This window comes from Streptomyces fulvorobeus (assembly GCF_013167895.1).
GTDB lineage: Bacteria > Actinomycetota > Actinomycetes > Streptomycetales > Streptomycetaceae > Streptomyces > Streptomyces fulvorobeus.
Genome location: NZ_BLWC01000001.1, coordinates 264,150 through 288,004, shown reverse-complemented (window position 1 = coordinate 288,004; position 23,855 = coordinate 264,150). Strand labels below are relative to the sequence as shown.

18 protein-coding genes and 5 pseudogenes are annotated in these 23,855 nt (G+C 72.8%); 10 read left to right on the top strand and 13 right to left on the bottom strand.

Annotated elements, in window-relative coordinates; genetic code table 11:
* Positions 1-97: 97 nt before the first annotated feature.
* The 3 genes from Sfulv_RS01330 to Sfulv_RS01320 are packed head-to-tail and all read left to right on the top strand — an operon-like array spanning position 98 to position 3,572.
* The gene (locus tag Sfulv_RS01330; protein WP_173310478.1) at positions 98-1,300 is read left to right on the top strand and encodes a lycopene cyclase family protein; all 1,203 of its coding nucleotides are present in this window, start codon (positions 98-100) and stop codon (positions 1,298-1,300) included.
* Entirely contained in the window at positions 1,300-2,034 is a 735-nt protein-coding gene (locus Sfulv_RS01325) for a class I SAM-dependent methyltransferase (RefSeq protein WP_173310477.1), read from the top strand. The genes Sfulv_RS01330 and Sfulv_RS01325 overlap by 1 nt, the downstream gene beginning before the upstream one ends.
* Entirely contained in the window at positions 2,031-3,572 is a 1,542-nt protein-coding gene (locus Sfulv_RS01320) for an FAD-dependent oxidoreductase (protein ID WP_371874617.1), read from the top strand. Before Sfulv_RS01325 ends, Sfulv_RS01320 begins: the two co-directional genes overlap by 4 nt.
* A gap of 53 nt (positions 3,573-3,625) precedes the next feature.
* Here the strand turns inward: Sfulv_RS01320 and Sfulv_RS01315 are convergent.
* The 6 genes and pseudogenes from Sfulv_RS01315 to Sfulv_RS01290 all read right to left on the bottom strand — a co-directional run bounded on the left by Sfulv_RS01315 (position 3,626) and on the right by Sfulv_RS01290 (position 9,416).
* Positions 3,626-4,636: pseudogene (locus Sfulv_RS01315) on the bottom strand (Rieske (2Fe-2S) protein).
* A pseudogene (locus Sfulv_RS29735) lies at positions 4,633-5,532 on the bottom strand (phytoene/squalene synthase family protein); the annotation flags it as partial. The pseudogenes Sfulv_RS01315 and Sfulv_RS29735, both read right to left, overlap by 4 nt.
* A 135-nt stretch (positions 5,533-5,667) precedes the next feature.
* Positions 5,668-7,176, bottom strand: a pseudogene (crtI, locus tag Sfulv_RS29730) (phytoene desaturase family protein); the annotation flags it as partial.
* Positions 7,164-8,339, bottom strand: a complete 1,176-nt coding sequence (locus Sfulv_RS01300; protein ID WP_173310473.1) for a polyprenyl synthetase family protein — start codon at positions 8,337-8,339, stop codon at positions 7,164-7,166. The pseudogene crtI and the gene Sfulv_RS01300, both read right to left, overlap by 13 nt.
* Before the next feature lie 593 nt (positions 8,340-8,932).
* Positions 8,933-9,088: a DUF6131 family protein gene (locus tag Sfulv_RS01295; RefSeq protein ID WP_173310471.1), complete on the bottom strand. Its 156-nt coding sequence runs from the start codon at positions 9,086-9,088 to the stop codon at positions 8,933-8,935.
* Between the two features lie 175 nt (positions 9,089-9,263).
* The gene (locus Sfulv_RS01290) at positions 9,264-9,416 is read right to left on the bottom strand and encodes a CsbD family protein (RefSeq protein WP_173310469.1); all 153 of its coding nucleotides are present in this window, start codon (positions 9,414-9,416) and stop codon (positions 9,264-9,266) included.
* A 210-nt stretch (positions 9,417-9,626) separates the two neighbouring features.
* Here Sfulv_RS01290 and Sfulv_RS01285 point away from each other — a divergent pair, with 210 nt between their 5' ends.
* Together Sfulv_RS01285 and Sfulv_RS01280 are read left to right on the top strand one after the other, a co-directional pair.
* The gene (locus tag Sfulv_RS01285; RefSeq protein WP_173310467.1) at positions 9,627-10,592 is read left to right on the top strand and encodes an LLM class F420-dependent oxidoreductase; all 966 of its coding nucleotides are present in this window, start codon (positions 9,627-9,629) and stop codon (positions 10,590-10,592) included.
* Positions 10,593-10,651: 59 nt separating this feature from the next.
* Positions 10,652-10,831 carry a hypothetical protein gene (locus Sfulv_RS01280; RefSeq protein WP_173310466.1) on the top strand — a complete coding sequence of 60 codons (180 nt, stop codon included), beginning with the start codon at positions 10,652-10,654 and terminating at the stop codon, positions 10,829-10,831.
* Between the two features lie 98 nt (positions 10,832-10,929).
* Here Sfulv_RS01280 and Sfulv_RS01275 read toward each other — a convergent pair whose 3' ends face one another.
* Positions 10,930-11,256, bottom strand: coding sequence for a plasmid stabilization protein (locus tag Sfulv_RS01275; protein WP_173310464.1), 327 nt, complete (start codon positions 11,254-11,256; stop codon positions 10,930-10,932).
* Between the two features lie 313 nt (positions 11,257-11,569).
* Between Sfulv_RS01275 and pgm the strand changes: the two genes are divergently transcribed.
* Complete coding sequence (pgm, locus tag Sfulv_RS01270) at positions 11,570-13,216, top strand: phosphoglucomutase (alpha-D-glucose-1,6-bisphosphate-dependent) (protein WP_173310462.1); 1,647 nt, start codon at positions 11,570-11,572, stop codon at positions 13,214-13,216.
* Positions 13,217-13,373: 157 nt separating this feature from the next.
* On the opposite strand, the pseudogene meaB reads toward pgm, so the two are convergent.
* From meaB to Sfulv_RS01255, 3 genes and pseudogenes are all read right to left on the bottom strand, one after another.
* Positions 13,374-14,395: pseudogene (gene meaB, locus Sfulv_RS01265) on the bottom strand (methylmalonyl Co-A mutase-associated GTPase MeaB).
* A 12-nt stretch (positions 14,396-14,407) separates the two neighbouring features.
* Positions 14,408-16,645, bottom strand: a complete 2,238-nt coding sequence (scpA, locus tag Sfulv_RS01260; protein ID WP_173310460.1) for a methylmalonyl-CoA mutase — start codon at positions 16,643-16,645, stop codon at positions 14,408-14,410.
* Positions 16,645-18,498 (bottom strand): methylmalonyl-CoA mutase family protein, encoded by a 1,854-nt coding sequence (locus Sfulv_RS01255; RefSeq protein ID WP_173310458.1) that lies wholly within the window; start codon positions 18,496-18,498, stop codon positions 16,645-16,647. The genes scpA and Sfulv_RS01255 overlap by 1 nt, the downstream gene beginning before the upstream one ends.
* Positions 18,499-18,736: 238 nt before the next feature.
* Here Sfulv_RS01255 and Sfulv_RS01250 point away from each other — a divergent pair.
* From Sfulv_RS01250 to Sfulv_RS01240, 3 genes and pseudogenes are all read left to right on the top strand, one after another.
* Positions 18,737-19,533: pseudogene (locus tag Sfulv_RS01250) on the top strand (tyrosine-protein phosphatase).
* 127 nt (positions 19,534-19,660) lie between these two features.
* Positions 19,661-20,584, top strand: coding sequence for a DUF8832 domain-containing protein (locus Sfulv_RS01245; RefSeq protein ID WP_173310456.1), 924 nt, complete (start codon positions 19,661-19,663; stop codon positions 20,582-20,584).
* A gap of 153 nt (positions 20,585-20,737) precedes the next feature.
* The gene (locus Sfulv_RS01240; RefSeq protein WP_173310454.1) at positions 20,738-21,280 is read left to right on the top strand and encodes a GNAT family N-acetyltransferase; all 543 of its coding nucleotides are present in this window, start codon (positions 20,738-20,740) and stop codon (positions 21,278-21,280) included.
* Here the strand turns inward: Sfulv_RS01240 and Sfulv_RS01235 are convergent.
* Positions 21,277-21,663, bottom strand: a complete 387-nt coding sequence (locus Sfulv_RS01235) for a VOC family protein (protein ID WP_173310452.1) — start codon at positions 21,661-21,663, stop codon at positions 21,277-21,279. The two genes, Sfulv_RS01240 and Sfulv_RS01235, sit on opposite strands and share 4 nt — an antisense overlap.
* Positions 21,664-21,857: 194 nt before the next feature.
* On the opposite strand from Sfulv_RS01235, the gene Sfulv_RS01230 reads away from it, so the two are divergent.
* Positions 21,858-22,430: a DUF6328 family protein gene (locus Sfulv_RS01230; protein ID WP_173310450.1), complete on the top strand. Its 573-nt coding sequence runs from the start codon at positions 21,858-21,860 to the stop codon at positions 22,428-22,430.
* A gap of 2 nt (positions 22,431-22,432) precedes the next feature.
* Here the strand turns inward: Sfulv_RS01230 and Sfulv_RS01225 are convergent, their stop codons facing one another.
* The gene (locus Sfulv_RS01225) at positions 22,433-23,257 is read right to left on the bottom strand and encodes a VOC family protein (RefSeq protein ID WP_173310448.1); all 825 of its coding nucleotides are present in this window, start codon (positions 23,255-23,257) and stop codon (positions 22,433-22,435) included.
* Between the two features lie 134 nt (positions 23,258-23,391).
* Complete coding sequence (locus Sfulv_RS01220) at positions 23,392-23,730, bottom strand: DUF6479 family protein (RefSeq protein WP_173310446.1); 339 nt, start codon at positions 23,728-23,730, stop codon at positions 23,392-23,394.
* Positions 23,731-23,855: the final 125 nt, after the last annotated feature.

The window sequence follows — 23,855 nt, the reverse complement described above, 5'->3', positions numbered from 1 at the left end:
AGTGAGGCGTGGACATCGACGGCACGCGGGCCCCGGCTCCGGTGTCCGGCCCCCGCATCCCGCCCTTCCCCGCGCGAGGGGACCGGTGGGACACCGCGTGAGCGAGGAAGCGGAACGGTCCGGCGCCGTCGTCGTCGGCGGCGGCGCGGCTGGGCTCTGCCTGGCGTACTGGCTGACGCGCACGGGGAGCACGGACGTGACGGTCGTCGAAGCCCCCGAAGGCCCGCTGAGGCCGGCCGAACGGACCTGGTGCTACTGGGACGAGGGCCCCGGCGAGTTCGACGAGGCCGTCGTCGCCTCCTGGGCCCGCCTGCGGGTGAGGGGCCCGGACGGCCGCGTCATCACGTCCGACCCCGCGCCCCTGCGCTACCGGATGCTGCGCTCCGCGCCGTTCGGAGAACTGGTCACCTCCCGGCTGGCCGCCTGCCCCACCGCGCGCGTCGTGCGCGCGACGGCCCACAGCGTGCGCGACGTGCCGGGCGGCGCCGAGGTCCGCTGCACCACCGCGGAAGGACGCGCGCTGACGCTGTACGGCCGATACGTCTTCGACTCCCGCCCTCTGCCCCGGCTGCCGCCCGCCCGTACCCAGCTCCTCCAGCACTTCCGCGGCTGGTTCGTCCGCACGGCATCCCCGCGCTTCGACCCCGCGGTCGCCGACCTCATGGACTTCCGGGTGCCCCAGCCGGCCCATGGCCTCGCCTTCGGCTACGTCCTGCCCCTCTCCTCCCGGCACGCCCTGGTGGAGTACACCCAGTTCTCCCGCACCCCGCTGACGACCGCCGCGTACGACAGCTCCCTGCGGCACTACACCGACGACGTACTGCGACTGGGACCGCTCACCGTCGAATCCGCGGAACAGGGCGTCATCCCCATGACCGACGCCCGCTTCCCGCGCCGGACCGGGAAGGCCGTCTTCCGTATCGGTGCGGCCGGAGGCGCCACCCGGCCCGCCACCGGCTACACCTTCGCCGCCGTGCAACGCCAGAGCCGCGCCATCGCCGCCGCCGTGCGCGACGGCGGCGCGACCGTGCCGCGCCCCCACGGCCGGCGCGCGCTCGCCATGGACGCGGTGCTCCTGCGGGCGCTTGACACCGGACGCGTCGACGGACCGCGGTTCTTCACCGACCTCTTCCAACGCGTCCCGATGGAACGGCTGCTGCGCTTCCTCGACGGCGCGGGCACGCCCTGGGAGGAGTTCGGCATCGGACTCCGTACCCCGGTCGTCCCCATGCTCCGCACCGCCGCCGAACTCCCCTTCCTGCCCCGCCGTACCCCCACCCGATCCGGAGAGAGCCGCTGATGACGCTGTTGCAGGACCACGACCTCACAGCCGCCTTCGACCACGCCGCCCCCACCTACGACCGGCTCGCTGCCGTCAACCCGGGGCACCACGCCGACCTGAACCGCTCCGCCCGCCGCCTCCGGCTGCCCGACGGCGGAGCCGGTCTGCGCGTCCTGGACCTCGGCTGCGGCACCGGCGCCTCCACCCGGGCCCTGCTCAAGGCGGCCCCGCACGCGCGGATCACTGCGGTCGACGCCTCCGCGGGCATGCTGGAACGCGCCCTCGCCAAAGCCTGGCCCGACAACGTGTGCTTCCTCCATCTGACCGCCGAGGAACTCCACGCGGCCGGGGGCGCGCAGCCCTACGACGCGGTCTTCGCCGCCTACCTGTTCCGCAACGTCACCGACCCGGACGCCGTACTCGCCGACGTCCGCGCACTCCTGACGCCCGGCGGGCGTCTCGCCGTGCACGAGTACAGCCTCAGCGGCTCCCCGGCCCACCGTCTTCTGTGGGAGGCGGTGTGCCGGGGAGCGATCATCCCCGCGGGCACGCTCACCGGCGACCGGCCGCTCTACCACCACCTGCGGCGCAGCGTCGCCGCTTTCGACACGGCCCCCGCCTTCGCCGCCCGCATCGCCCGGGCCGGCTTCACCGGCGTACGCACCCTCCCGGTCGCCGGATGGCAGACGGGCATCGTCCACACCTTCCTCGCCGAGACCGGCCCCGGACCCGTGAAGCCGGCCGCCCCGTGAGCGCCCCCCGCCGCGGCCGGGACCGCAGGGCCGAGGTGATCCTGCCCGCCCCCGGCCGGAACCGGTTCACGGGTGACGCGCCGCGCACCGCCGTGATCGGCGGCGGCATCGCGGGTCTCGCCGCTGCGACGGCCCTCGCCGAACGCGGAGTACGGGTCACGGTCTACGAGCGCGAGGAAGCGCTCGGCGGCCGGCTGACCGGATGGCGTACCCGGCTCACGGACGGCTCCGGCGCCACCATGGGCCGAGGCTTCCACGCCTTCTTCCGGCAGTACTACAACCTGCGCGGGCTGCTGCGCCGCACGGACCCCGGACTCACCGGGCTCGTGGCGCTGCCCGACTACCCCCTGCGGCACAGCGGCGGTCTCACCGACAGCTTCGCCCGCGTCCCGAGGACACCTCCCTGGAGCGCCCTGGGCTTCGTCGCGCTCAGTCCCACCTTCACCTGGCGGGACCTGGCCGCGATGAACCCCAGGGCGGCGCTGCCCCTCCTGGACGTGCGGGTCCCCGACGTCTACGAGCGGTTCGACGAGGTCAGCGCCGAGGACTTCCTGTACGGGATCGGATTCCCCGAGGCGGCCCACCACCTGGCGTTCGAGGTCTTCTCCCGCAGCTTCTTCGCCGACCCGCGCGAGCTGTCCGCCGCGGAACTGCTGCTGATGTTCCACATCTACTTCCTCGGCTCCTCCGAGGGCCTGCTCTTCGACGTACCGCGCGAACCCTTCCCCCAGGCCCTGTGGGAGCCGCTCGGCGGATATCTGGAACAGCTCGGAGCCCAGGTGCGCACCGGCACGGCGGTCCACGGCGTCCGGCCGCTCGACGGCGGCGGCGTCGAGGTGGAGACGGACGGCGGCACCGAGCGCCACGATGCGGCGGTGCTCGCACTCGACGTCGCCGGACTGCGGCGGGTCGTGGCGACGTCGCCCCGCTTGGGGACCACGGCCTGGCGCGACGACATCGCCCGGCTGCGCACCGCGCCGCCGTTCCTCGTCTCCCGGCTCTGGCTCGACCGGCCGGTGCGCGCGGACCGGCCCGGTTTTCTCGGCACCAGCGGTTACGAGGGTCTGGACAACATCAGTGTCCTGGACCGGTGGGAGGGCGAAGCGGCACGGTGGGCGCGCCGGTCGGGCGGGTCGGTGGTCGAGCTGCACGCCTACGCCGTCGACCCCCGGCGCGAGCGGAAGGAGGTCCAGGAGGCGCTTCTCACCCAACTGCACGCCGTGTACCCGGAGACACGCGACGCCCGGATCGTCGACGCCCGCCACGTGTGGCGGGCCGACTGCCCGCTGTTCCCCGTGGGCGGCCACGCGCACCGGCCCCCCGTACGCACCGCGCACCCGCAGGTGGTGACGGCGGGCGACGCGGTCCGCTGCGCCCTGCCGGTCGCGCTGATGGAACGCGCCGCGACCACGGGTTTCCTCGCGGCCAACGCCCTGCTCGCCGGGTGGGGGGTGCGCGGGCAGGTGCTGTGGACGGTGCCGCGCGCCGGCCGTTCCCCGCTCCTGCGGGCCGCCGCCGCCCTGGCGCGGCCGCGCTGACACCCCGCCACCCGACACCCCGACATCCGGCCGCCTCAGTCGCCTCGGCCGTCTCAGCCGGGGAACCGGCCGGTGCTGCGCAGTGACCAGCGGCGCTCGGCGTAGGCGAGGTCGTCGCGCCACAGCCGCCCGGCCGCCCGGCGCATCAGCGGGCGCAGCACCGGTGCGGCGGCCCGCGCCAGGGCGAAGCCGCGCCGCTCCGACGCGGCGACGACCGCCTCGGTCACCGCGGTACGGGGACGGGCGTGCCCCCGGGGGTCAGCGGAGTGGCGTGCGTCTCCACGACCGATGAGGCCCCTTCACCCTCGGTGATGTGCATGACGACCGTGCGCGGCTCCGGCGCCGTGAACACGGCCCGCACGGGCACCACCAGCCGGCCGGCGACGCGGAACGACACCTCGACGGCGAAGCCGTCGTCGAGTTCGTCCCGGGGAGTGTCCACCACGCGCAGGTCGACGAACGAGTACGGATGGAACCAGGACCCGTGCCAGGGATCGAGCCGGTTCGCCACCACGTCCTCGGGCTCGCACCGGCCCACCGCGGTGAACACCGAGTCCACCGCACCTCCCGTCGACAGCCGCACCGGCCGCACCGGCAGGACCGGGCGCTCAAGCGGCTCCTCGCCCCCGCCTCGTCAAGGCGCACCCACACCAGCACCCCGTCGTCGTGCACGGGCAGGGGCTCCCACCCCGCGAACGGGCCGCCTTCGAGCGCCAGGCCGTGCCAGCGGCACACCAGCGTCCCGCACACCACCCTGCCCTCACGCAACGGAGCACCCAGGTGCGGGCAGGCACCAGGCCCGGCCCGGACCTCACCCGTGTCCGTACGCCACAGCACGACCTCCACACCGCTCACGGTGCGGCCGTACGGGCGGCCTCGGACGATGCCCCGGGAGGAGCCGGCGACGAACCAGTTCCCCGAGGGCCGCGCGGCGGCCCGCTTGAGGGCCGCGGAGATCACCGAGGGTTTCGCCTCCTGCCACGTCGGTGCCTGGGCCGCCCACCCCGCCCCCTGCGCACGCGCAGCGGCGGGGTCCAACGCGCCCGGCTGCCGGGGTCGTTCATCGGACGAGTCCTTCCCTGTGGGGCGAAGCGCCGTGTGCGGGCGCCACCGGGTCCGGCGCGGGGGAGCGGAACCGCGCGCCCACGATGCGCACCAGCCCGGCGGCGGCCGTACGCGCCCGTCGCCGGCGCGGCACCACGGAGCGGTGGTGCAGTACGGCGTAGCCGTCGTCGGCGATGGCGTCCAGAATGCCGCCGTACAGCGCGTACGCCGTGGCGATGCAGGGCCGCACCCGCGGGTCGAGCATGCCGATACCCGGCTCCGCCTCGCGGTACACCTCCCTGGTCATGGCGTCGGCGGCCACGAAGGCCGCGCGGATACGCGGATCACGGCGGCCGGTACGACGGCTCCACTCCAGCAGCGGCCGGTCCACCCCGTGGGCGGCGAGCAGGTCCGCGGGCAGGTAGACGCGCCCCCGGTCCAGGTCCTCGCCCACGTCCCGCAGGAAGTTCGTCAGCTGGAAGGCCACCCCGAGCGCCGCCGCGTGCGGTGCCGCCTCCTCGACGGCGGCGACCGTGCCGAGGACCGGCAGCATCTGCAACCCGATCACCGCCGCCGAACCGTGCATGTACTCCCGCAGATCGGTGTACGCCGCATAGTCGGTGACGTTCAGGTCGCTGCGCATGGAGGCCATGAAATCGGCGAACAGCCCCGGCTCGATGGCGTACCGCTCGGCGGTGTCCGCCACGGCGCGCACCACGGGCTCCTCCCCGCCGCCAGTGCGCAGCGCGTGCGTGAGGTCGCTCTCCAGCAGTCGCAGCAGCCGGTCGCGTTCGGTGGGCGTCTCCCGCCGGTCGAGGTCGTCGACGATGTCGTCCGCCCACCGGGCGAAGCCGTACAGGGCGTGGACCGCGGGGCGGCGCTCGACGGGCAGCAGGCGGGTGGCCAGGAAGTACGTCTTGCCGTGACGGGCGTTGAGCTGTCTGCACCGCGCGTAGGCGGCGCGCAGTCCCGGCTCGGTGATGCCGGCGGCGTCCAGTTCACGTCGGGTCATCGGCGGTGCCTTTCGAGGACGGTACGACGGTCCGTCGTGGGGTGGGGTGTGCACGCGTCCCGGCCGGTCCCCACCGGTGATGCGCGCGGCGGCGAGTTTCCCGCTGATGAGGACGGTGGGGACACCGACTCCCGGCGTGGTCCCGCAGCCGGCGAGAACGACGTTGTCCCAGCCGCGTACCAGGTTGCGGGGCCGGAAGGGGCCCGTCTGGGCGAAGGTGTGGGACACGGAGAACGGCGTGCCCGCCGCATGCCCCTGCGCGGTCCAGTCCACCGGAGTGACCAGCAGCTCGCGGTCGACGGAACCGCCGAACCCGTGCAGCCCGCGGCGTTCGAGCTCGGCCACCAGGCTGTCGCGGTACCGCGGCCCCAGCTCGTGCCAGGAGGTGGCGGGCGGTCCGGTCGTGGTGTTGGGGCACGGGGCCAGCACGTAGTGCAGGTGCTTGCCCTCAGGCGCGAGTCCCGGGTCGTGCGTCGTCGGCCGGGTGATGAGCAGCGACGGATCGCTCATCAGCTCCCCGGTGCGCGTCAGCTCCTCGAACGTCCGCTCCCACGCGGAGCCGAAGGAGATCGTGTGGTGCGCGAGTTCGGGCCAGGTGCGGTCCGTGCCGGCGTGGAGGATCACCGCCGAGGGGGAGTGGCGCAGCCGCACGGGCCGCCGGGGAGCGCGCCCCAGGAGGCGGTGCGCGACCGGCAGGTCAGGTGTGAGGACGACGGCGTCGCAGGCGATCCGTTCACCCGAGGACAGGCGCACGGCCCGTACCCGTCCGGCGGAGCGCTCCAGCTCCGTCACCTCCGCCGACCACCGGAACTCCGCACCGGCGTCACCCGCCGCGTCCGCCATCGCCCGGGGCAGCGCGTACATGCCGCCCCGGGGGAACCAGACGCCCGCCACCGTGTCCATGTAGGCGATGACGGCGTACGCGGCCAGTGCCCTGGCCGGGGCGACCCCCGCGTACAGCGCCTGGAAGGAGAACACCCTGCGCAGGCGGGCGTCCGAGAGGAACCTGCCGATCCCGGGGTCCAGCCGGCCGAAGCCGCCGAGCGCCGCCAGCCTGGCCAGGTCGGGGTGCAGCAACTGGAAGGGCGAGTCGAAGTTCGTGTCGATGAAGCGGCGCATCTGCGCCTGGTACAACTGCTCGAGCCAGGACCGCAGCCTGCGGTATCCGGCCGCCTCGGCGGGACCGGCGAACCGCCGCACCTCCGCCTCCATGGCGTCACCGTCGGTGTGGACGTCGAGCGTGGAGCCGTCCGCGAAGCGGGCCCGGTAGGCCGGATCGAGCGGGATGAGGTCCACGCGCCGGTAGAGGCTGTCGCCGACGGCCGCGAACGCGTCGTCCGCCAGCTCCGGCATGGTCAGCACGGTGGGCCCCGTGTCGACGAGGTAACCGCCGAGCTCGACCCGGCCCGCCCGTCCGCCGGGCAGCGCCTCCCGTTCGACCACGGTCACGCGCCGGCCGGCGCCCAGGAGGTGCAGGGCCGCGGCCAGCCCGGACAGTCCGGCACCGACCACGACGACGTGATCGGTCGGACCCGTCACTGTGCGCACAGGTTCTCCTTGTCATGCTCCGGCGCCGCGCCCACCGCTCGCTCGACCAGCGAGGCGAACTCCCGGCGCACCTGGTGGTCGGCGCCCGTGACGCCGAACTGACGCAGACTCATGGCGGCAAGTTCGGTGATGCGGGCCTCGACGACCGCAGTCGCGCCCGTGCGCTCCAGCGCGGCGCGCATCCGGTCGACCGCGTCCTCGGAGCGGGCGGGCGTGCCCGGCTGGAAGGCGTCGGGCCCCAGCGCCGCGACGGCCTCCTCGTCGTGCCCGGCGGCGGCGAGTTCGCTCGCCACCGCGAGGAGGTACGTCAGCTTCCGGCCGCGGAGGTCCTCGCCGGCCGGCTTGCCCGTGACCGCGGGGTCCCCGAAGGCTCCCAGCAGATCGTCCCGGAGCTGGAAGGCGAGCCCCGCGCACCGGCCCGCCGACCGCAGCGCCTCCACCGTGCCCGCGTCGGCGCCGGCCAGGGACGCGCCGAGCGCGAGCGGTCGTGCGACGGTGTACAGCGCGCTCTTCAGAGTGGCGACCTTCAGCGCCTCCTCCGTCCCCGACGAACCGGCGGCCTGGGCGTGGATGTCGCGGTACTGTCCGGCCACCATCTCCGTGCGCATCGCCTGCCACTCCCGGTGCAGCCGGTGTCCGTGCGGTGAGGAGAGCACGGTCTCGGTGAGCAGGTCGTCGGCCCAGGCCAGGGCCAGATCGCCCGCCAGTACGGCGGCGGCCGCGCCGTAGGCGTCCGGGGAACCCCGCATACCGCGGGCCCGGTGCACCCGGGCGAAGTCGGTGTGCACCGCCGGCGCGCCGCGCCGTACGGGAGACCCGTCCATCACGTCGTCGTGTACGAGCGCGCACGCCTGGAGCAGTTCCAGGGCCGCCGCGAGACGCAGCAGGGTCCTGGGTGATCCAGTTCCGCCTGCGGCCCGCCACCCGCACCACAGGAAGGCCGTCCGCAGACGCTTTCCGCCGCGCTGGACGAGCTCGGCGACCCGGCCCGCCACCTCCTGGGCGAACAGGCCGTCCACCTCGGCGGCCTCGACGAGCCTCGCGCCCAGGTGCTCGGCCAGCACACCGTCGACGGCGGCGGTGGCGTCGCCCGCGCCGTACGGCGCCCCGCCGGGGCCGTCGACGGCGGCGGTGCCTGCCCGCGTCGTCCGCGTATCGAGCATGGACAACCCCCTTCGGTATTCGTTCCACGCGTACACGTGCTTCGGCCGGTGGCCGGAGCACGGATGCGCTTATGCCTGCCCGGATGGGAGCGCCCTCGGGCAGGGTTCACTCCGACAGCCCAGGACGGCGGGGGCGGCGGTCGTCGGAGGAGCCCGCCCTTGTCAGTCACCGGTGGCGCGGGGCCGAAGGGCGACGTCGTGTGCTCTGCGTACCGAGGAGCACCGTGGGCGGGGCCGGCTACCGCACGGGCGGGGAGAGCGCCGCTGCGTGTGCTTCGGGGCACATCAACCACCTCACCGAGGCCGCAGGTGACCGTGAGGGACGCACTGAAGACGGCGGAAATCGGCGTCGGAGCGCTGCCCGTCTGCGGCGCGACGAGCGGCTCAAGGGAGTGCTCACAGATCGGGAGATGTCGTCAGGGTCCTGGCGCGGCTGACCGGAACCCGGCGATGCGCTGACGGAGAGCCTCCGGTACCACAGGTGCAGGAAGCCGCCCCGGTCCGGTCCGAGCCCCGGCCGGGCCGGCTTCCCCGGCATCTCGGCGCACGCGCAGGCACACGCCGAAGTGCGCCCTCGGGTTTCCGGTGGCGCGCTACCAGTAGTGCCTTCGTCCGGCTACGGCGTGTCCCATCGATCCGAGAATCCACAGGACGACCCCGATCACCACGAGCACGACACCGATGGTCCACAGAATGGATATACCGGCCACGAGCCCGATGACGAGAAGAATGACTCCGAGCAAGATCACGATCTGCTCCCTTCCCGCGTTGTTGTCATCCCAGTCTGGCCCCGGTGCAGCGCAGCGGCAACCGACTCCTCGCGGCGGCGCACACGTGGTTCGGCACCGGCTGGAAGGCCGGTGCCGAACCCGTGCCGCAGGCAGGAGCGGGGGCGCGCCCACGGAGGTGCGCGGAGGATCGGGACTAGCGGTCGCCGCGGCCGTGCAGCTTCTTCTTGGCCTCGCCCTTCGCCTGCTCCACCTTGCCCTCGGCTTCCTTGCGGCGGTTGCCGGTCATCTTGCCCATGGCTTCCTTCGCCTTGCCGGCGAGCTTGTCCTTGCCGCTTCCCTGGGGCATCGGAACTCTCCTTCGGTGCGAGTACGGATGACCCCCCCACGCGGTCCACGGTAGGCCGGGTCGGGAGCCGGGGCGCGGTGTGGGCCCTGCGGGAACGGGTCCTCCCCCGGGGCCCTGCCCCTCCGGTCCGGCGAAGGCGGGAGCCGAAAGCCGGAGAAGAAGGGGCCGGTTCGCGTGTTTCAACCCCTGCATCCCGGAAACGCCAACCATATGGTGCAATTCGGATACACGATGATGACCGAGCAGGCCGGTCCCCGAGCGCTGGTCGACGACGTGGTGGCGGCGGAACGGGCCGGGTTCGACTTCTCCGTCACCTCGGACCACTACTTCCCGTGGCTCGACTCCCAGGGCCACGCCCCGTACGCCTGGAGCGTGCTGGGAGCGGCGGCGCAGGCGACCTCCACCATCCCGCTGATGACGTATGTGACCTGCCCGACCGTCCGCTACCACCCGGCCGTGGTGGCGCAGAAGGCGGCGACGCTGCAGCTGCTCTCGGAAGGGCGGTTCCGCCTCGGGCTCGGTTCGGGCGAGAACCTCAACGAGCACGTCGTGGGTGCCGGCTGGCCCGCGGCGCACGTCCGCCTGGAGATGCTGGAAGAGGCCGTGGAGATTATCGGCGCGCTCTTCGACGGCGGGTACGTCAGCCGCAGCGGCACCCACTTCGACGTGGACAACGCCAAGCTCTGGGACCTGCCCGACACCCGGGTTCCGGTGGGCATCGCCGTATCGGGGAACCGCTCCTGCGAGATCGCGGGGAGGCTGGCCGATCTCGTCATCGCCACCGAGCCCAAGAAGGAACTGCTGACCGCGTTCGACCGGCACGGCGGCTCGGGAAAGCCCCGCGTCGGCCAGCTGCCCGTCTGCTACGACGAGGACCGATCGGCGGCCGTAGAGCGGGCACACGACCAGTTCCGCTGGTCGATGGGTGGCTGGAAGGTGAACTCCGAACTTCCGGGGCCGTCCGCGTTCGACCAGGCCACCACGTACGTCCGGCCAGAGGACGTCGAGCAGTCCGTGCCGTGCGGTGACGACGTCGGGGCTTTCGTCGACGCGGTCCGGCCCTATGTCGACGCGGGATTCACGGAGATCGCACTCGTCCAGATCGGTGGCGAGCACCAGCAGTCGTTCATCCGCTGGGCGGAGCAGAAACTCCTGCCCGCGCTGCGTGAACTCTGACACGACGCCAACTCGGCACGACGCGAACTGCTGCACGAGCCAGAAGGAAGGAACCCACCATGGGAATGCGCGCGGAGATGGTCCGGGCCAAGGTCATGAGGGTGAAGGGCGCCAAGATGAGGGCGGACGGCGCGGCCCTCGGGGACGAGCGGCTCAAGGCCGAGGGGCAGCGCTACCAGGCCGCCGCCCGTGCGGCGGAGGACCGGGCACGGGCGTCCCGCTCCGGCCCCCGTCTCTGACGCTGTCGGACCGGACGGGTCCCGGCATCCTGAGGGCCCCCGGGCGGACGCGGAGCGCTTGCGCGCGCCCCGCGTCCGCCGTTGCCGTCACCGCTGGTTCAGCGCCCCACGGCCTTGAGGAGCTGTTCCTTGTTCATGGTCGAACGGCCCTCGACGTTCTTCTTCTTCGCCTCTTCGTAGAGCTGGTCCCTCGTGGGACCCTGGGCGCCGCTGTGCGAGCGCATGCCACCGCGTTGCGAGGCGGACTTCGGGTCACGGGTGGAGGTCTTGCCGGGGTTCTTCGCCTCGCCCGCGCGGGCACGCTCCTTGTTGACCGTGCGCGCGGCGATCTCCTTCGCGCGGCCTTCCGGCGTGCCGCGCTTCTCGGCGCTCTCCTTCACGTGCTCGTACTGGCGCTCACGTCTGGGGCTGGATCCTGCGGGCATGACGTACTCCTCATAGATGTTCGGCTCGTCGGTGGGCGGGCCCGGCGGCACGGTCGGGCAGTGCCCTCAGGGACCCGGATACCACCAGTCGACGTCCGAAACCCGCCCGCCGCGACCGGGATACGCCCACCCGGCGACGCGTGGGGGCGCACGACGGGCAGGCCGTGGACCAGGAGACCGCGGGTGCGGGCGTTTCGGCCACGCGGGGCGGGCGGCGGCCGGGGCGGAGGGCAGAATCAGGCAGAACACCTGTGGCCGGCCGTCACCGCAGCACCGGCGGTGACGGCCGGCCGGCCGAGAACGAGGAGATCACATGGTGCACGAACGGGCCGGGAAGCCGGCACAGCCAGGAGACCTGGTGGACGTGGCACGGCTGGTGACGGCCTATTACGCCGTACACCCCGACCCTGCCGAGGCCGACCAGCGCGTCGCCTTCGGCACCTCGGGTCACCGGGGCAGCGCGACGGCGGCAGCCTTCAACGAGGACCACATCGCCGCCACCACGCAGGCCATCTGCGACTACCGGACACGCCAGGGCACCGACGGGCCGCTCTACCTCGGCGCCGACACCCACGCGCTGTCCGAGCCCGCCCGGGTCACCGCCCTGGAGGTCCTGGCCGCCAACGGTGCCACCGTCCTGATCGACTCCGCCGACGGCTACACCCCGACCCCGGCCGTCTCGCACGCCATCCTGACGTACAACCGCGACCGGTCAGACGGCCTCGCCGACGGGATCGTGGTGACCCCGTCGCACAACCCCCCCGGTGACGGCGGCTTCAAGTACAACCCGCCGCACGGCGGCCCGGCCGGGTCGGACGCCACCTCGTGGATCCAGGACCGCGCCAACGCGCTCATCGAGGGCGGACTGAAGGAGGTCCGCCGCGTACCGTACGCCCGGGCGCTGGCCGCCGGCACGACCGGCCGTCACGACTTCCTCACGGCGTACGTGGACGACCTGCCCGCCGTCCTGGACCTGGACGCCGTCCGCGACGCGGGTGTCCGCATCGGGGCCGACCCCCTCGGTGGCGCGTCCGTCGCCTACTGGGGGCGCATCGCCGAACGCCACCGCATCGACCTCACGGTGGTCAACCCGCTGGCCGACCCCACCTGGCGCTTCATGACGCTGGACTGGGACGGCAAGATCCGTATGGACTGCTCGTCCCCGTACGCGATGGCATCGCTGATCGAGCGGCGCGACGCCTACACCATCGCCACCGGGAACGACGCCGACGCCGACCGGCACGGCATCGTCACCCCGGACGGCGGGCTGATGAACCCCAACCACTACCTCGCCGTCGCCATCCAGTACCTGTTCTCCCACCGCGACGGCTGGCCGGCGGGTACGGGCATCGGCAAGACACTCGTCTCCTCCTCCATGATCGACCGGGTCGCCGCCGATCTCGGGCGCCCGCTGACGGAGGTGCCGGTGGGCTTCAAGTGGTTCGTGGACGGGCTCTACGACGGCAGCCTGGGCTTCGGCGGCGAGGAGTCGGCCGGGGCGTCCTTCCTGCGCCGCGACGGCGGCGTGTGGACCACCGACAAGGACGGCATCCTCCTCGCCCTGCTGGCCTCCGAGATCACGGCCGTCACGGGATCGACCCCCTCCCAGCACTACAAGGAGCTCACGGCACGGTTCGGCGACCCGGCGTACGCCCGCGTCGACGCCCCCGCGACCCGTGAGGAGAAGGCGGTCCTGGCCCGGCTCTCCCCGGAGCAGGTCACCGCGGACACCCTGGCCGGTGAACCCGTCACGGCCGTCCTCACCGAGGCCCCCGGCAACGGCGCCCCCATCGGCGGCCTCAAGGTCTGCACCGACAGCGCATGGTTCGCCGCCCGCCCATCGGGGACCGAGGATGTCTACAAGGTGTACGCGGAGAGCTTCCAGGGGCCGGATCACCTGGCCGAAGTCCAGGACGAGGCCCGTGCGCTGGTCTCCGCCGCGCTGGACGCGGCCGGCTGATCCCGTGCGCCGCGGTGCCCTGCGGGTACCGCGGCGCGCCGGCGGCCGGGTGCCGTTCAGGCGCCCGGAACGGTGTGGTGCACGAAGAGCTGCTCGGGGCCGGTGAGCACCGCCGCGTCGACACCGCCGCACCGCTCCGGAGACCGGCCATGAGGCGTCAGCCGGTCGGCCCTGGCTCACCGCCGGGCTGCTCCGCGTCGCCGCGGAACGCGCCGAGAATCTGCTCGGCGGCGAGCGTGGCCGTCAGCTCACCGTCCCGTACCCGCTGTTCGAGCGCGGGAGAGAGCGCACGCACCACGGGATGGTCGCGCAGGCTGTCCAACAGCTCGTCGCGGACCATCGTCCACGTCCAGTCGACCTGCTGCTCCCGGCGCTTCGCCGTCAGCCGGCCGGTGGAGTCGAGCAGGGTGCGGTGCTGTTCCAGCTGCTCCCACAGCGCGTCGAGGCCGCTCGACTCGCGGGCGCTGCACGTGAGGACCGGGGGAGTCCACGCGGCGTCCGCCGGGTGCATCAGCCGCAGGGCGCCCGCCAGTTCGCGCGCCGCCGACCTGGCGTCGCGCTCGTGCGGGCCGTCGGCCTTGTTGACCGCGATGACGTCCGCCAGCTCCAGGACGCCCTTCTTGATGCCCTGGAGCTGGTCGCCCGTCCGGGCGAGGGTCAGCAGCAGGAACGTGTCGACCATGTGGGCCACGGCCGTCTCCGACTGTCCGACCCCCACCGTCTCCACGAGGACGACGTCGTAGCCCGCCGCCTCCATCACCACCATGGACTCGCGCGTCGCCTTGGCGACCCCGCCGAGTGTTCCCGCGCTCGGGAAGGGCGTACGAAAGCACGGCTGTCGACGGCCAGCCGTTCCATCCTGGTCTTGTCACCCAGGATCGAGCCGCCGGTCCTGCTGGAGGAGGGGTCGACGGCCAGCACCGCGACCCGGTGCCCGAGGCCCGTGAGCATGGTGCCGAGCGCGTCGATGAACGTGGACTTCCCCACGCCGGGCACCCCGCTGACACCCACCCGCCGGGCCTGCCCCGCGTGCGGCAGCAGCCGGGTGAGCAACTGCTGTGCCAGGGGCCGGTGTTGTGGACGGGTCGACTCCACGAGAGTGATGGCGCGCGCGATGTACGCCCGCTTCCCGCCGAGCACCCCCTCCACGTACCTGTCGATGTCGATCGTCGAAGGCATGCGGTCAGCGGCTCACAGCTCGTGGCCGAGCGCGGCACCGAGCCGCGTGACCAGGTCGTGGGCCGCGTCGGGGATCACCGTGCCGGGCGGGAAGACGGCGGTGGCCCCCGCCTCGTGCAGCGCCTCGACGTCCTGCGGCGGAATCACACCGCCCACCACGATCATGATGTCCTCACGGCCCTCCGCCGCCAGCTCCTCGCGGAGCGCCGGTACGAGCGTGAGGTGCCCGGCGGCCAGTGAGGAGACCCCGACGACGTGGACGTCCGCCTCGACCGCCTGCCGTGCCACCTCGCCCGGCGTCTGGAAGAGCGGGCCGACGTCGACGTCGAAGCCCAGGTCGGCGAAGGCCGTGGCGATCACCTTCTGGCCGCGGTCGTGGCCGTCCTGGCCCATCTTCGCGACGAGGATGCGCGGCCGGCGGCCCTCCGCCTCCGCGAAGGCGTCGACCAGCGTGCGGGTGCGGTCCACTGCGGGGGAGTCTCCTGCCTCTTTGCGGTACACGCCGGAGATCGTACGGATCTGCCCCGCGTGCCTGCCGTACACCTGCTCCAGTGCGTCCGAGATCTCGCCGACCGTGGCCATCGCCCGGGCCGCGTCGACGGCCAGCGCCAGCAGGTTGCCCTCCAGATCCGGACCGGGCTCCCGGCCGGCGGCGGCAGTCAGTGCCCGCAGCGCCTCCTGGCACGCCGTCTCGTCGCGCTCCTCGCGCAGCCGCCGCAGCTTCTCGATCTGCTGGGTGCGCACGGAGGAGTTGTCGACCTTGAGCACGTCGATCTTCTCGTCGGTCTCCACCCGGTACTTGTTGACCCCGATGACGGGTTGGCGCCCGGCGTCGATCCGCGCCTGCGTACGGGCCGCGGCCTCCTCGATCCGGAGCTTGGGGATACCCGCGTCGATGGCCTTGGCCATACCGCCCGCCCCCTCGACCTCCTCGATGTGCTGCCAGGCCCGCCGAGCCAGGTCGTCCGTAAGCTTCTCCACGTACGCGCTGCCGCCCCACGGGTCGATGACCCGGCAGGTGCCCGACTCCTGCTGGAGCAGCAACTGCGTGTTACGGGCGATCCGCGCCGAGAAGTCCGTCGGCAGGGCCAGTGCCTCGTCCAGCGCGTTGGTGTGCAGCGACTGGGTGTGCCCCTGGGTGGCGGCCATCGCCTCCACACACGTCCTGGTGACGTTGTTGAACACGTCCTGTGCGGTCAGCGACCATCCGGACGTCTGGGAATGGGTGCGCAGCGAGAGGGACTTGTCGTTCTTCGGCTCGAACTCCTTGACCAGCTTCGCCCACAGCAGCCGGGCCGCCCGCAGCTTCGCGATCTCCATGAAGAAGTTCATGCCGATCGCCCAGAAGAAGGACAGGCGCGGCGCGAACGCGTCGACGTCCAGCCCCGCGTCGCGGCCGGCCCGCAGGTACTCAACCCCGTCGGCCAGCGTGTACGCCAGCTCCAGGTCGGCCGTCGCTCCGGCCTCCTGGATGTGGTAGCCGGAGATGGAGATCGAGTTGTACCGGGGCATCTTCTGCGAGGTGAACGCGAAGATGTCGGAGATGATCCGCATCGAGGGACCCGGCGGGTAGATATAGGTGTTGCGGACCATGAACTCCTTGAGGATGTCGTTCTGAATGGTCCCCGCGAGCTTCTCGGGCGGCACGCCCTGTTCCTCGGCGGCCACGATGTACAGCGCCAGCACGGGGAGCACCGCACCGTTCATCGTCATCGACACCGACATCTCGTCCAGGGGGATGCCGTCGAAGAGCTGGCGCATGTCGTAGATCGAGTCGATGGCCACGCCCGCCATGCCGACGTCACCCGTCACCCGCGGGTGATCGCTGTCGTAACCGCGGTGGGTCGGCAGGTCGAAGGCGACCGAGAGCCCTTTCTGGCCGGCCGCGAGGTTGCGCCGGTAGAAGGCGTTGGACTCCTCGGCGGTGGAGAAGCCCGCGTACTGCCGGATGGTCCACGGCTGGTTGACGTACATCGTCGGGTAGGGGCCACGCAGATACGGGGCGATGCCCGGATACGTGCCGAGGAAGTCGAGACCCGCCACGTCCTCGTCCGTGTACAGCGGCTTCACGGCGATGCCCTCGGGCGTCTCCCAGACGAGCTCATCGCCGGACAGGCCGGTCGCCTCCCGCACCGCGCCGCGCCAGCGGTCGGTGGACCCCTCCGGGGCGACGCCGGTGCCGAGCGGGATCTGGGAGAAGTCGGGAACCGGATTCTCCGCGGCGCCGGGTGAGGTTCCGGGGTTCTGCATCACGCCACTCCCATGCGGTCGAGTACGGAGGAGAGGACGGCGACCACGTCGCAGCCGGCGAAGACGTAACCGTCCACACCGGGGTAGGACCCGGGCCTGCCCGCGAGGAACACCTGCTCGGCACCGGCCGTCTTCAGGGCGGCGGCGACGGACTCGGCCTGCTCGGCGTAGAGCGCGTCACCTGAACAGAGGCAGGCGATCCTCGCGCCACTGGCGGCGAAGGCTTCGGCGGCCGTCGAGGCGTCCACCGACACGGGATCATGGACGGGCTCGATGCCACCTGCCCGGAAGAGATGGGAGGCGAACGAGGCACGCGCCGTGTGCGTCGCGGCCGGGCCCAGCGCGGCGATGAACACCGTCGGGCGCGCGCCCGAGACCGCCACCTGGGCATCGGACCGGGCCCGCAGCGCCTCGAACGCCTCGTCCCTGCGGACCTTGGGCAGGCCGCCGGCGGGGACGGCGGGCGCGGGCTCGCGTTCCACGGCGGGTTCCGTCAGGTTCGGGAACTCGCTGACCCCCGTCACCGGCTCCCTGCGGCGTGCCAGGTCCCTGCTGCGGGCGGCCCAGGTGGCGGCGAGCCGCTCACCGGCCGCCCCCGAGCGCAGGACGGCGGCCTGGCCGCCGGCCCGCTCCGTCTCCTGGAAGAACTCCCAGGCGGCGGCGGCCAGTTCGGCGGTGAGCCGCTCCACGTACCAGGAGCCGCCCGCCGGGTCGATGACCCGCGCCAGATGCGACTCCTCCATGAGGATCGTCGAGGTGTTGCGCGCGATACGCCGCGCGAACGCGTCGGGGAGGCCCAGCGCGTGGTCGAACGGCAGCACCGTCACCGAGTCGGCCCCGCCGACACCCGCCCCGACACACGCCAGCGTGGTGCGCAGCATGTTCACCCAGGGGTCCCGGCGCGTCATCATGACCGACGAGGTCACCGCGTGCTGCCGCTGCGCGCCGGAGTGCACGGAGCCGCACGCCTCGGCGACCCTCGCCCAGAGCAGGCGGGCGGCGCGCAGTTTGGCGATGGTCAGGAACTGGTCGGCGGTGGCCGCGAACCGGAACTCCAGCTGGGCGCAGGCCGCCTCGACGGAGAGCCCGCCCCCCGTCAGCGCCCGCAGGTAGGCGACGCCGGTCGCCAGCGAGAAGCCCAGCTCCTCGGCGGCCGAACCGCCGGCCTCGTGGTACGGCAACGCGTCCACCACCAGCGCGCGCAGACCCGGGTAGCGGGTGTCGCAGACCTGCGCCCAGCGGACGGCGGCCTCGAAGTCCGGCTCCGCCCCGGTGCGGGCCGCGTCGCCCAGCGGGTCCGCGCCGAGACTTCCGCGCACGGACTCGTCCGCTACCCCCCGCTCCGCGTTGAGCCGGAGCAACTCCTTTGCCGCAGTGTCGAGTTCACCGCCCGCGTCGAGCGCCACAGGGGCCAGGTCGAGGAGGACGCCGTCCAGGGCCCGGCCGAGGCCGGCGGCCGGAATCCCGGCGGGCCCGCCCACGGTCAGCCACAGCGACGTGGCACCGTTCTCCAGATCGCCGAGCACGGCCTCGTTCAACCGCGCGGGGTCCGTCAGCGTGTGGCGCTGGCGCACGTCCCAGCCGCCCGCGGTGTTCCCTTCGGCCCTGCCGCCCCTGGTGAAGGGCGCGAAGCCGGGGAATCCGGTGGCGGGCGAGCTGTCGTCGGAGGTGTAGAGGGGCCGGGTGGTGAGCCCGTCCTCCAGTGCGGTGGACAGTGCTTCCTCGGCTGCCGTGCCCGTCACGTCCTTGCCCGACTTGCGGAGCACGCCTTCGACAAGGCGCTGCCACTGCTCGTGGGAAGGGTCGGAGAACTCGGCGGCCAGTGGAAGCCCGTCAGCAGGCAGGACCGTCATGCTCAGATGCTAGGGCAGCCACTCGGGCCGCAGTGGGTGACCCGTTGTGACCTTGCCCTCCCGGGATCGTACTTGATCCTTTACGGGCCGTGGCGTATCCGGCACGGCCGGGGCGTTACCCGGCCGCCGCGTTCGGCGGGGGGAATCGGCCGGATGGTGCCTATTATGTGCAAGTCTCCTGATGTAGGACCGAATAGCCACGATTGCCGGGCTTCGGAGACGGAAGAGGCAGATGATCATGCAGACCGCCCGGGCCGTCCCGGCCGCCACCGTCCTCAACCTGCGCGACCTGGGTGGCATCACCCTCGCGCCCGGCCGCAGGATGCGGCAGGGCATCGTGCTGCGCTCCGGACAGCTGAGCGGTCTCGACGCCGTGCGCGACGTGGCGGTGGCCGCGCTCGGCATCCGCACCGTCGTCGACCTGCGTACCGCCGACGAGCGGCAGTGGGCGCCGGACCGGCTGCCCGTGGGGCCCGGCTCTTCGTGGCCGACGTGCTCGGGGACAGGCCGGGTGTCGCCCCCGCCCGCCTCAAGGCCCTGCTCGCCGATCCGGCCGCCGCCGAGAGGGTCCTCGGTGGCGGAAAGGCCGAGGAGCTGTTCGCGCAGACGTACCGGCAGATGGTGCTCTCACCCGGTGCCGCCGCCGCCTGCCGGGCGTTCCTGGAGACGGCGGCCGATCCGAGGGCGAGACCCGTGCTCTTCCACTGCACGGCGGGCAAGGACCGCACCGGCTGGGCCGCCGCCATCCTGCTGCTGATCGCCGGTGCGTCGAGAGAGGCGGTGCGGGCGGAGTTTCTGGCCGTGAACCCCGCCGTACGGGCCGCCTTCGCGCCCTATGTGCGGAACTTCCTCGACGCTGGAGGCTCCCCGGACATCGCCTCGGCGGTCGTCGAGGTCCGGCCCCGTTATCTGGACGCGGCCCTGGACGCCGTCGACGAACGGTGGGGCGGGCTCGACGGTTACGTACGGGACGGGCTGCGTCTGCCCGGGTCGGTGGTGGAGCGGTTGCGCGTCGAACTCACGGTGCCCGTCTGACCGCGCCCGCGCCCTCTCCCCTCCCTGTCCTCCGGGCGGGGTGGAGACCCCTCTCGCTTGACTTGGTACCCCCTGGGGGTATGTTGAGGGTGTCGGAAGCAGATCCGTCGCCTCTGGGGAGACCGCCATGAACACCGGACTGAAGATCACCGCGTACGCTGCCGCGCTCGCCGCCGCGTTCGGCACCGCGTACGGCGTCGGCAAGAGCGCCGACCCGGTGCTAGGCACCGGGTCGCAGCACGCGGGTCCCGCGCACCCTGCGCCTGAGCGGCGGGAGAAGACCGGGGGCGAAGGGCACGGCGGTCACCAGGAGGGGGCCGGGGCGGTGCGGAGGGGCGGTGCGGCGGGCGGTCTGGAGGTCTCCGAGGGCGGCTACACCCTCGCGCTCCGGACGCCGACGCTCACGGCCGGCACCCCCGGCGAGATCCGCTTCGCCATCGAGGACGAGCACGGCGCCGGCCTCACCGACTACCGCCGCGAGCACGGCAAGGAGCTCCATCTCGTCGTGGCTTCCCGCGACCTCACCACCTACCGCCATCTGCACCCCGTGCGGTCGGCCGACGGCACCTGGTCGGCCCCTGTCGAACTTCCCGCGGCCGGTGGTTACCGCCTCTTCGCCGACTTCACCCCCGCGGGCGAGCGCGGCACGAACCGCACGCTCGGCGCCGATCTCGTGGTGGCGGGGACCTTCCGCCCCGCCGGGATGCCGCCCGTCCGCGCCGTCGCGGAGGTCGACGGCTACCGGGTCGCGCTGAGCGGCGGGCTGCGTGCCGGCCGGGCCGGTGAACTCACCCTGACCGTCAGCAGGGACGGCAGGCCCGTCACCGACCTCCAGCCCCACCTGGGCGCCTACGGGCATCTGGTGGCCCTGCGCTCCGGTGACCTGGCCTACCTGCACGTCCACCCGAACGAGGGCGGCCCGGGTCCGGAGGTCTCGTTCACCGCGACAGCGCCCAGCGTGGGTACCTACCGGCTCTTCCTCGACTTCCGGCACGGCGGCGAGGTCCGCACCGCGTCGTTCACCGTCGAGGTGGCCGCAGCGGACCACTGACCGCCCGGGCGGGCCGCTGGGGGCGTGAACGAGGAGATCCGCGAGGCGCCGCTCATGCCGCCGCAGGGCCGCCGCTCAACCTGGAGGCCGTGGCGCGAGGCGCGCGACCGCGACCGCGACCGACGGGCACGGCCCATGCGGGATACTCGCTCCATGAGATCAAGCGTTACGGGGTCGGGCGAGGCGGCGGTGATCAGACGGGCGGTCGCCCGCGACGCCAAGCGGCTGACCAGGCTGGTGAGGACCTCGCGCGCGTACGGGGGCCGGTACGCCCCGATGGTCGAGGGTTACCGCATCGGCCCCGACTACATCGAGACCCACCAGGTGTTCGTCGCCGCCGACCCCGCCACCGGTCAGGTGCTGGGCTTCTACGCGCTGATCGTCTCGCCCCCCGAGCTGGACCTGCTGTTCGTGGGCGACGCGGCCCAGGGGCTCGGCATCGGGCGCAGGCTCGTGGACCATCTGAGGGAGGAGGCGCGGCGAGCCGGTCTGACCGCTGTGCGTATCGTCTCGCACCCGCCGGCCGAGGGTTTCTACCGCGGCGTGGGAGCCGAACCGGTCGGCACCGTCCTGGCCAGCCCGCCCGCGGTGATGTGGGACCGGCCCGAGCTGACGCTCGGCGTCGGCCGGTCCGTCCGCCCTCACGTGAGAAGCCCGGCCGCTCCCGAGAGCCGGACCGGCCGGGACACCTCCTAGGACCAGCCGCCGTAGGGGACCGTCAGGAGCTCCATGCCGTGACCGCTCGGGTCGGCGAAGTACACACCCCGTCCGCCGTCGTTCCGGTTGATCTCGCCAGGGAGCCTCTCGTGGGGATCGGCGAAGTACGCGATCCCCAGCTTCTGGATGCGGGCGAACCCCACGTCGAACTCCGCCTCGGAGACGAGGAAGGCGTAGTGCTGGGGCGTGATCGACGCGGCGGGAACGGTCGCGAAGTCCAGAGTGATGTCGTTCGCGAGCGGGACCGGGATGAAGGGGCCCCACGGCTCCCCGGTCTCCAGGTCCAGAATGTGCGCCAGGAAGTCGGCGGACTCCCGGTTGTCCTTGCAGTGAACGATGGTGTGATCGAGCTTGACCGACACGGTGGAATGCCTCCAGCGGGCATCTCACGGGCCACCTCCACGCCTCACCCGGCCGGTGACCGACGCGCGATGCCGTGGGCGAAAGCCTAGGGGAATGATCCCGTGCCGTCGAGAGCGCCGGGCGACGTGGCATGTGGTGCGCGGACAGGCCGGTGCCACCATGGAAGGCGGGGCCCCGGAGACGGAGGCGCGCCGTGGAATCGACAGGGAGCGGCGGGGACGGTGGTCCCCGCGAGAGCCGTCCACGGGGGGACGACGGCCGGGAGGAGACGGAGGAGGAGCGGGCGGACCGGCGGTGGAACGACCTGCTCCAGGAACTGCGGGTCGCGCAGACCGGCGTGCAGATCCTGTTCGGCTTCCTGCTCGCAGTGGTCTTCCAGCCCCGTTTCACCACCCTGTCGGACCTGGACCGCGGTATCTACGTGGTGACCGTGCTGCTCGGCTCGGCGACGGTGGCCGCGCTGATCGGGCCGGTCTTCTACCACCGGCTGCTGACCGGGCGGCGGGTGAAACCGCAGACGGTCCGGTGGGCCTCGCGGGTGACCGTCGTGGGGCTCGTGCTGCTGTTCTTCACCATGTGCTCCGCCCTGCTCCTCATTCTGAGAGTGGCCCTGCACGATTCCCTGGCGCTCTGGCTCGTGGGAGCGATGGCGCTGTGGTTCCTGGTGTGCTGGTTCGTCGCCCCGCTGCGTGCCCGGGCGCGGAGCAGCGGTCCGCGGCCGGCCGACCACTCCGGGCCGGGCGGGCCGCCGGGCCGCGAGGGCTGAGCTCAGTCCTCCAGGACATCCGGTGTCCGGACATCCGTGACGGTGAAGAGACCCCCGTCCGGGTCACACAGGGTCGCCTCGCTCCCGTGCTGCACCGGGCGCCGCTCGACGAGAGCCCCGCCGTGCTCCACCGCGCAGGCCACGGTCCTCTCCACATCCGACACAGGGAACTGCATCTGCCAGTGCGGTCGCACCATGGGGTCGGGGGCGGACTCCACCGCACCCGAACTGATCCGGGCGAGCGGCCGGCCCGCGCACCGCACGATGACCTCGTCCCTCACATAGGCCACCTCACAGCTGCCGGGGCTCCCGTCGGCCCAGTCGAGCACCTCACCGTAGAAGATCGCGGCGTCGAAGGCGTTCCTCGTACGCAGGCGGAGCCAGGCGTGGGAGTGCCCGGCGGGGGACGGGGGAGAGGTGCTGGCCTCGGTGCGCTCCCAGATGCCGAACACGGCGCCGTCCCGGTCGGCGGCCAGGGCGCCGCGGCCCTTGCCGAGCGACAGGGGGCCGACGGCCACGGTCCCGCTGCGTTCGCGGATGCGGGCGGAGGCCACGTCGGCGTCCTCGACGGCGAAGTACGGAATCCATGCCACGGCCACCCGGTAGGCCGACGCCACGGCCACGATCCCGGCGACCGGGACGTCGTCGCGGCGTGCCACGGCGAACTCCTGGCCCAGTCGGCCGGGCCGGAACGTCCAGCCCAGCACCGCGCCGTAGAAACGCTGCGCGGCGTCCAGATCGCGGGTCAGCAGATTGACCCAGCAGGGGGCGGCGGGTCCGGTCAGGGGCGCCGCCGCCCAGCTCGCTTCCGGTTCGCTTCTGGTCATGGTGCCACTGCCTTCGTCAGTTCTGCGGGCACGGCTTTCTCGGTGCCGCGGCCGGGACCAGCGTCATCTCGTGCGCGTGCTCCCGCAACACGCGGCCCCGCCGACCGGCGGGGCCGCGTGTCGCGGGAGGCGGTTCAGCGGGGGTCGCGGGGCGGGTCGGCCTCCGGCGGGGCCACCTCGCCGCCGCGGTCGCTGAGCTGGTGCGGGGAGAGGCGCCGGCCGTCCGTGGGGAAGGCGTCACCCCCGTGCGTACCGGTCTCCTCGATGTGGGTACGCCGATCGGGCTTGACCGGCTGTTCCTCGGGGCTGGGCGGCGGCGGCTCCTCGTCCGTGCGGCGCTTGCCCAGCCAGAAGGCACCGATGATCAGGCACACCAGGGCCAGCCCGACGATCGGCAGCACGATGCCGTAGGGGCCACCGTCATCGGCGAGGGTGGCGGCGAGAGAACTCTGCGCTCCGTTCGTTACATCCATGCTTGCCGCATACCCCGGAGACCTGCATGCAGTCGGGTATCTGCGTTAATTCATATTTTGGGACGATCTGCTGAGGAATGTGTTTGGCTTCCCCTTCGGAGGAACACGTTCCGTGTGCCCCCTCC

Excerpts from the sequence above, each read along its gene's own strand:
- Sfulv_RS01220 (WP_173310446.1), bottom strand. The coding sequence starts at position 23,730 with ATGGATGTAACGAACGGAGCGCAGAGTTCTCTCGCCGCCACCCTCGCC.
- Sfulv_RS01280 (WP_173310466.1), top strand. The coding sequence starts at position 10,652 with ATGGGAATGCGCGCGGAGATGGTCCGGGCCAAGGTCATGAGGGTGAAG.
- Sfulv_RS01300 (WP_173310473.1), bottom strand. The coding sequence starts at position 8,339 with ATGCTCGATACGCGGACGACGCGGGCAGGCACCGCCGCCGTCGACGGC.
- Sfulv_RS01245 (WP_173310456.1), top strand. The coding sequence starts at position 19,661 with ATGAACACCGGACTGAAGATCACCGCGTACGCTGCCGCGCTCGCCGCC.
- Sfulv_RS01255 (WP_173310458.1), bottom strand. The coding sequence starts at position 18,498 with ATGACGGTCCTGCCTGCTGACGGGCTTCCACTGGCCGCCGAGTTCTCC.
- Sfulv_RS01240 (WP_173310454.1), top strand. The coding sequence starts at position 20,738 with ATGAGATCAAGCGTTACGGGGTCGGGCGAGGCGGCGGTGATCAGACGG.
- Sfulv_RS01225 (WP_173310448.1), bottom strand. The coding sequence starts at position 23,257 with ATGACCAGAAGCGAACCGGAAGCGAGCTGGGCGGCGGCGCCCCTGACC.
- Sfulv_RS01290 (WP_173310469.1), bottom strand. The coding sequence starts at position 9,416 with ATGCCCCAGGGAAGCGGCAAGGACAAGCTCGCCGGCAAGGCGAAGGAA.
- Sfulv_RS01275 (WP_173310464.1), bottom strand. The coding sequence starts at position 11,256 with ATGCCCGCAGGATCCAGCCCCAGACGTGAGCGCCAGTACGAGCACGTG.
- pgm (WP_173310462.1), top strand. The coding sequence starts at position 11,570 with ATGGTGCACGAACGGGCCGGGAAGCCGGCACAGCCAGGAGACCTGGTG.
- scpA (WP_173310460.1), bottom strand. The coding sequence starts at position 16,645 with ATGCAGAACCCCGGAACCTCACCCGGCGCCGCGGAGAATCCGGTTCCC.
- Sfulv_RS01325 (WP_173310477.1), top strand. The coding sequence starts at position 1,300 with ATGACGCTGTTGCAGGACCACGACCTCACAGCCGCCTTCGACCACGCC.
- Sfulv_RS01285 (WP_173310467.1), top strand. The coding sequence starts at position 9,627 with ATGGTGCAATTCGGATACACGATGATGACCGAGCAGGCCGGTCCCCGA.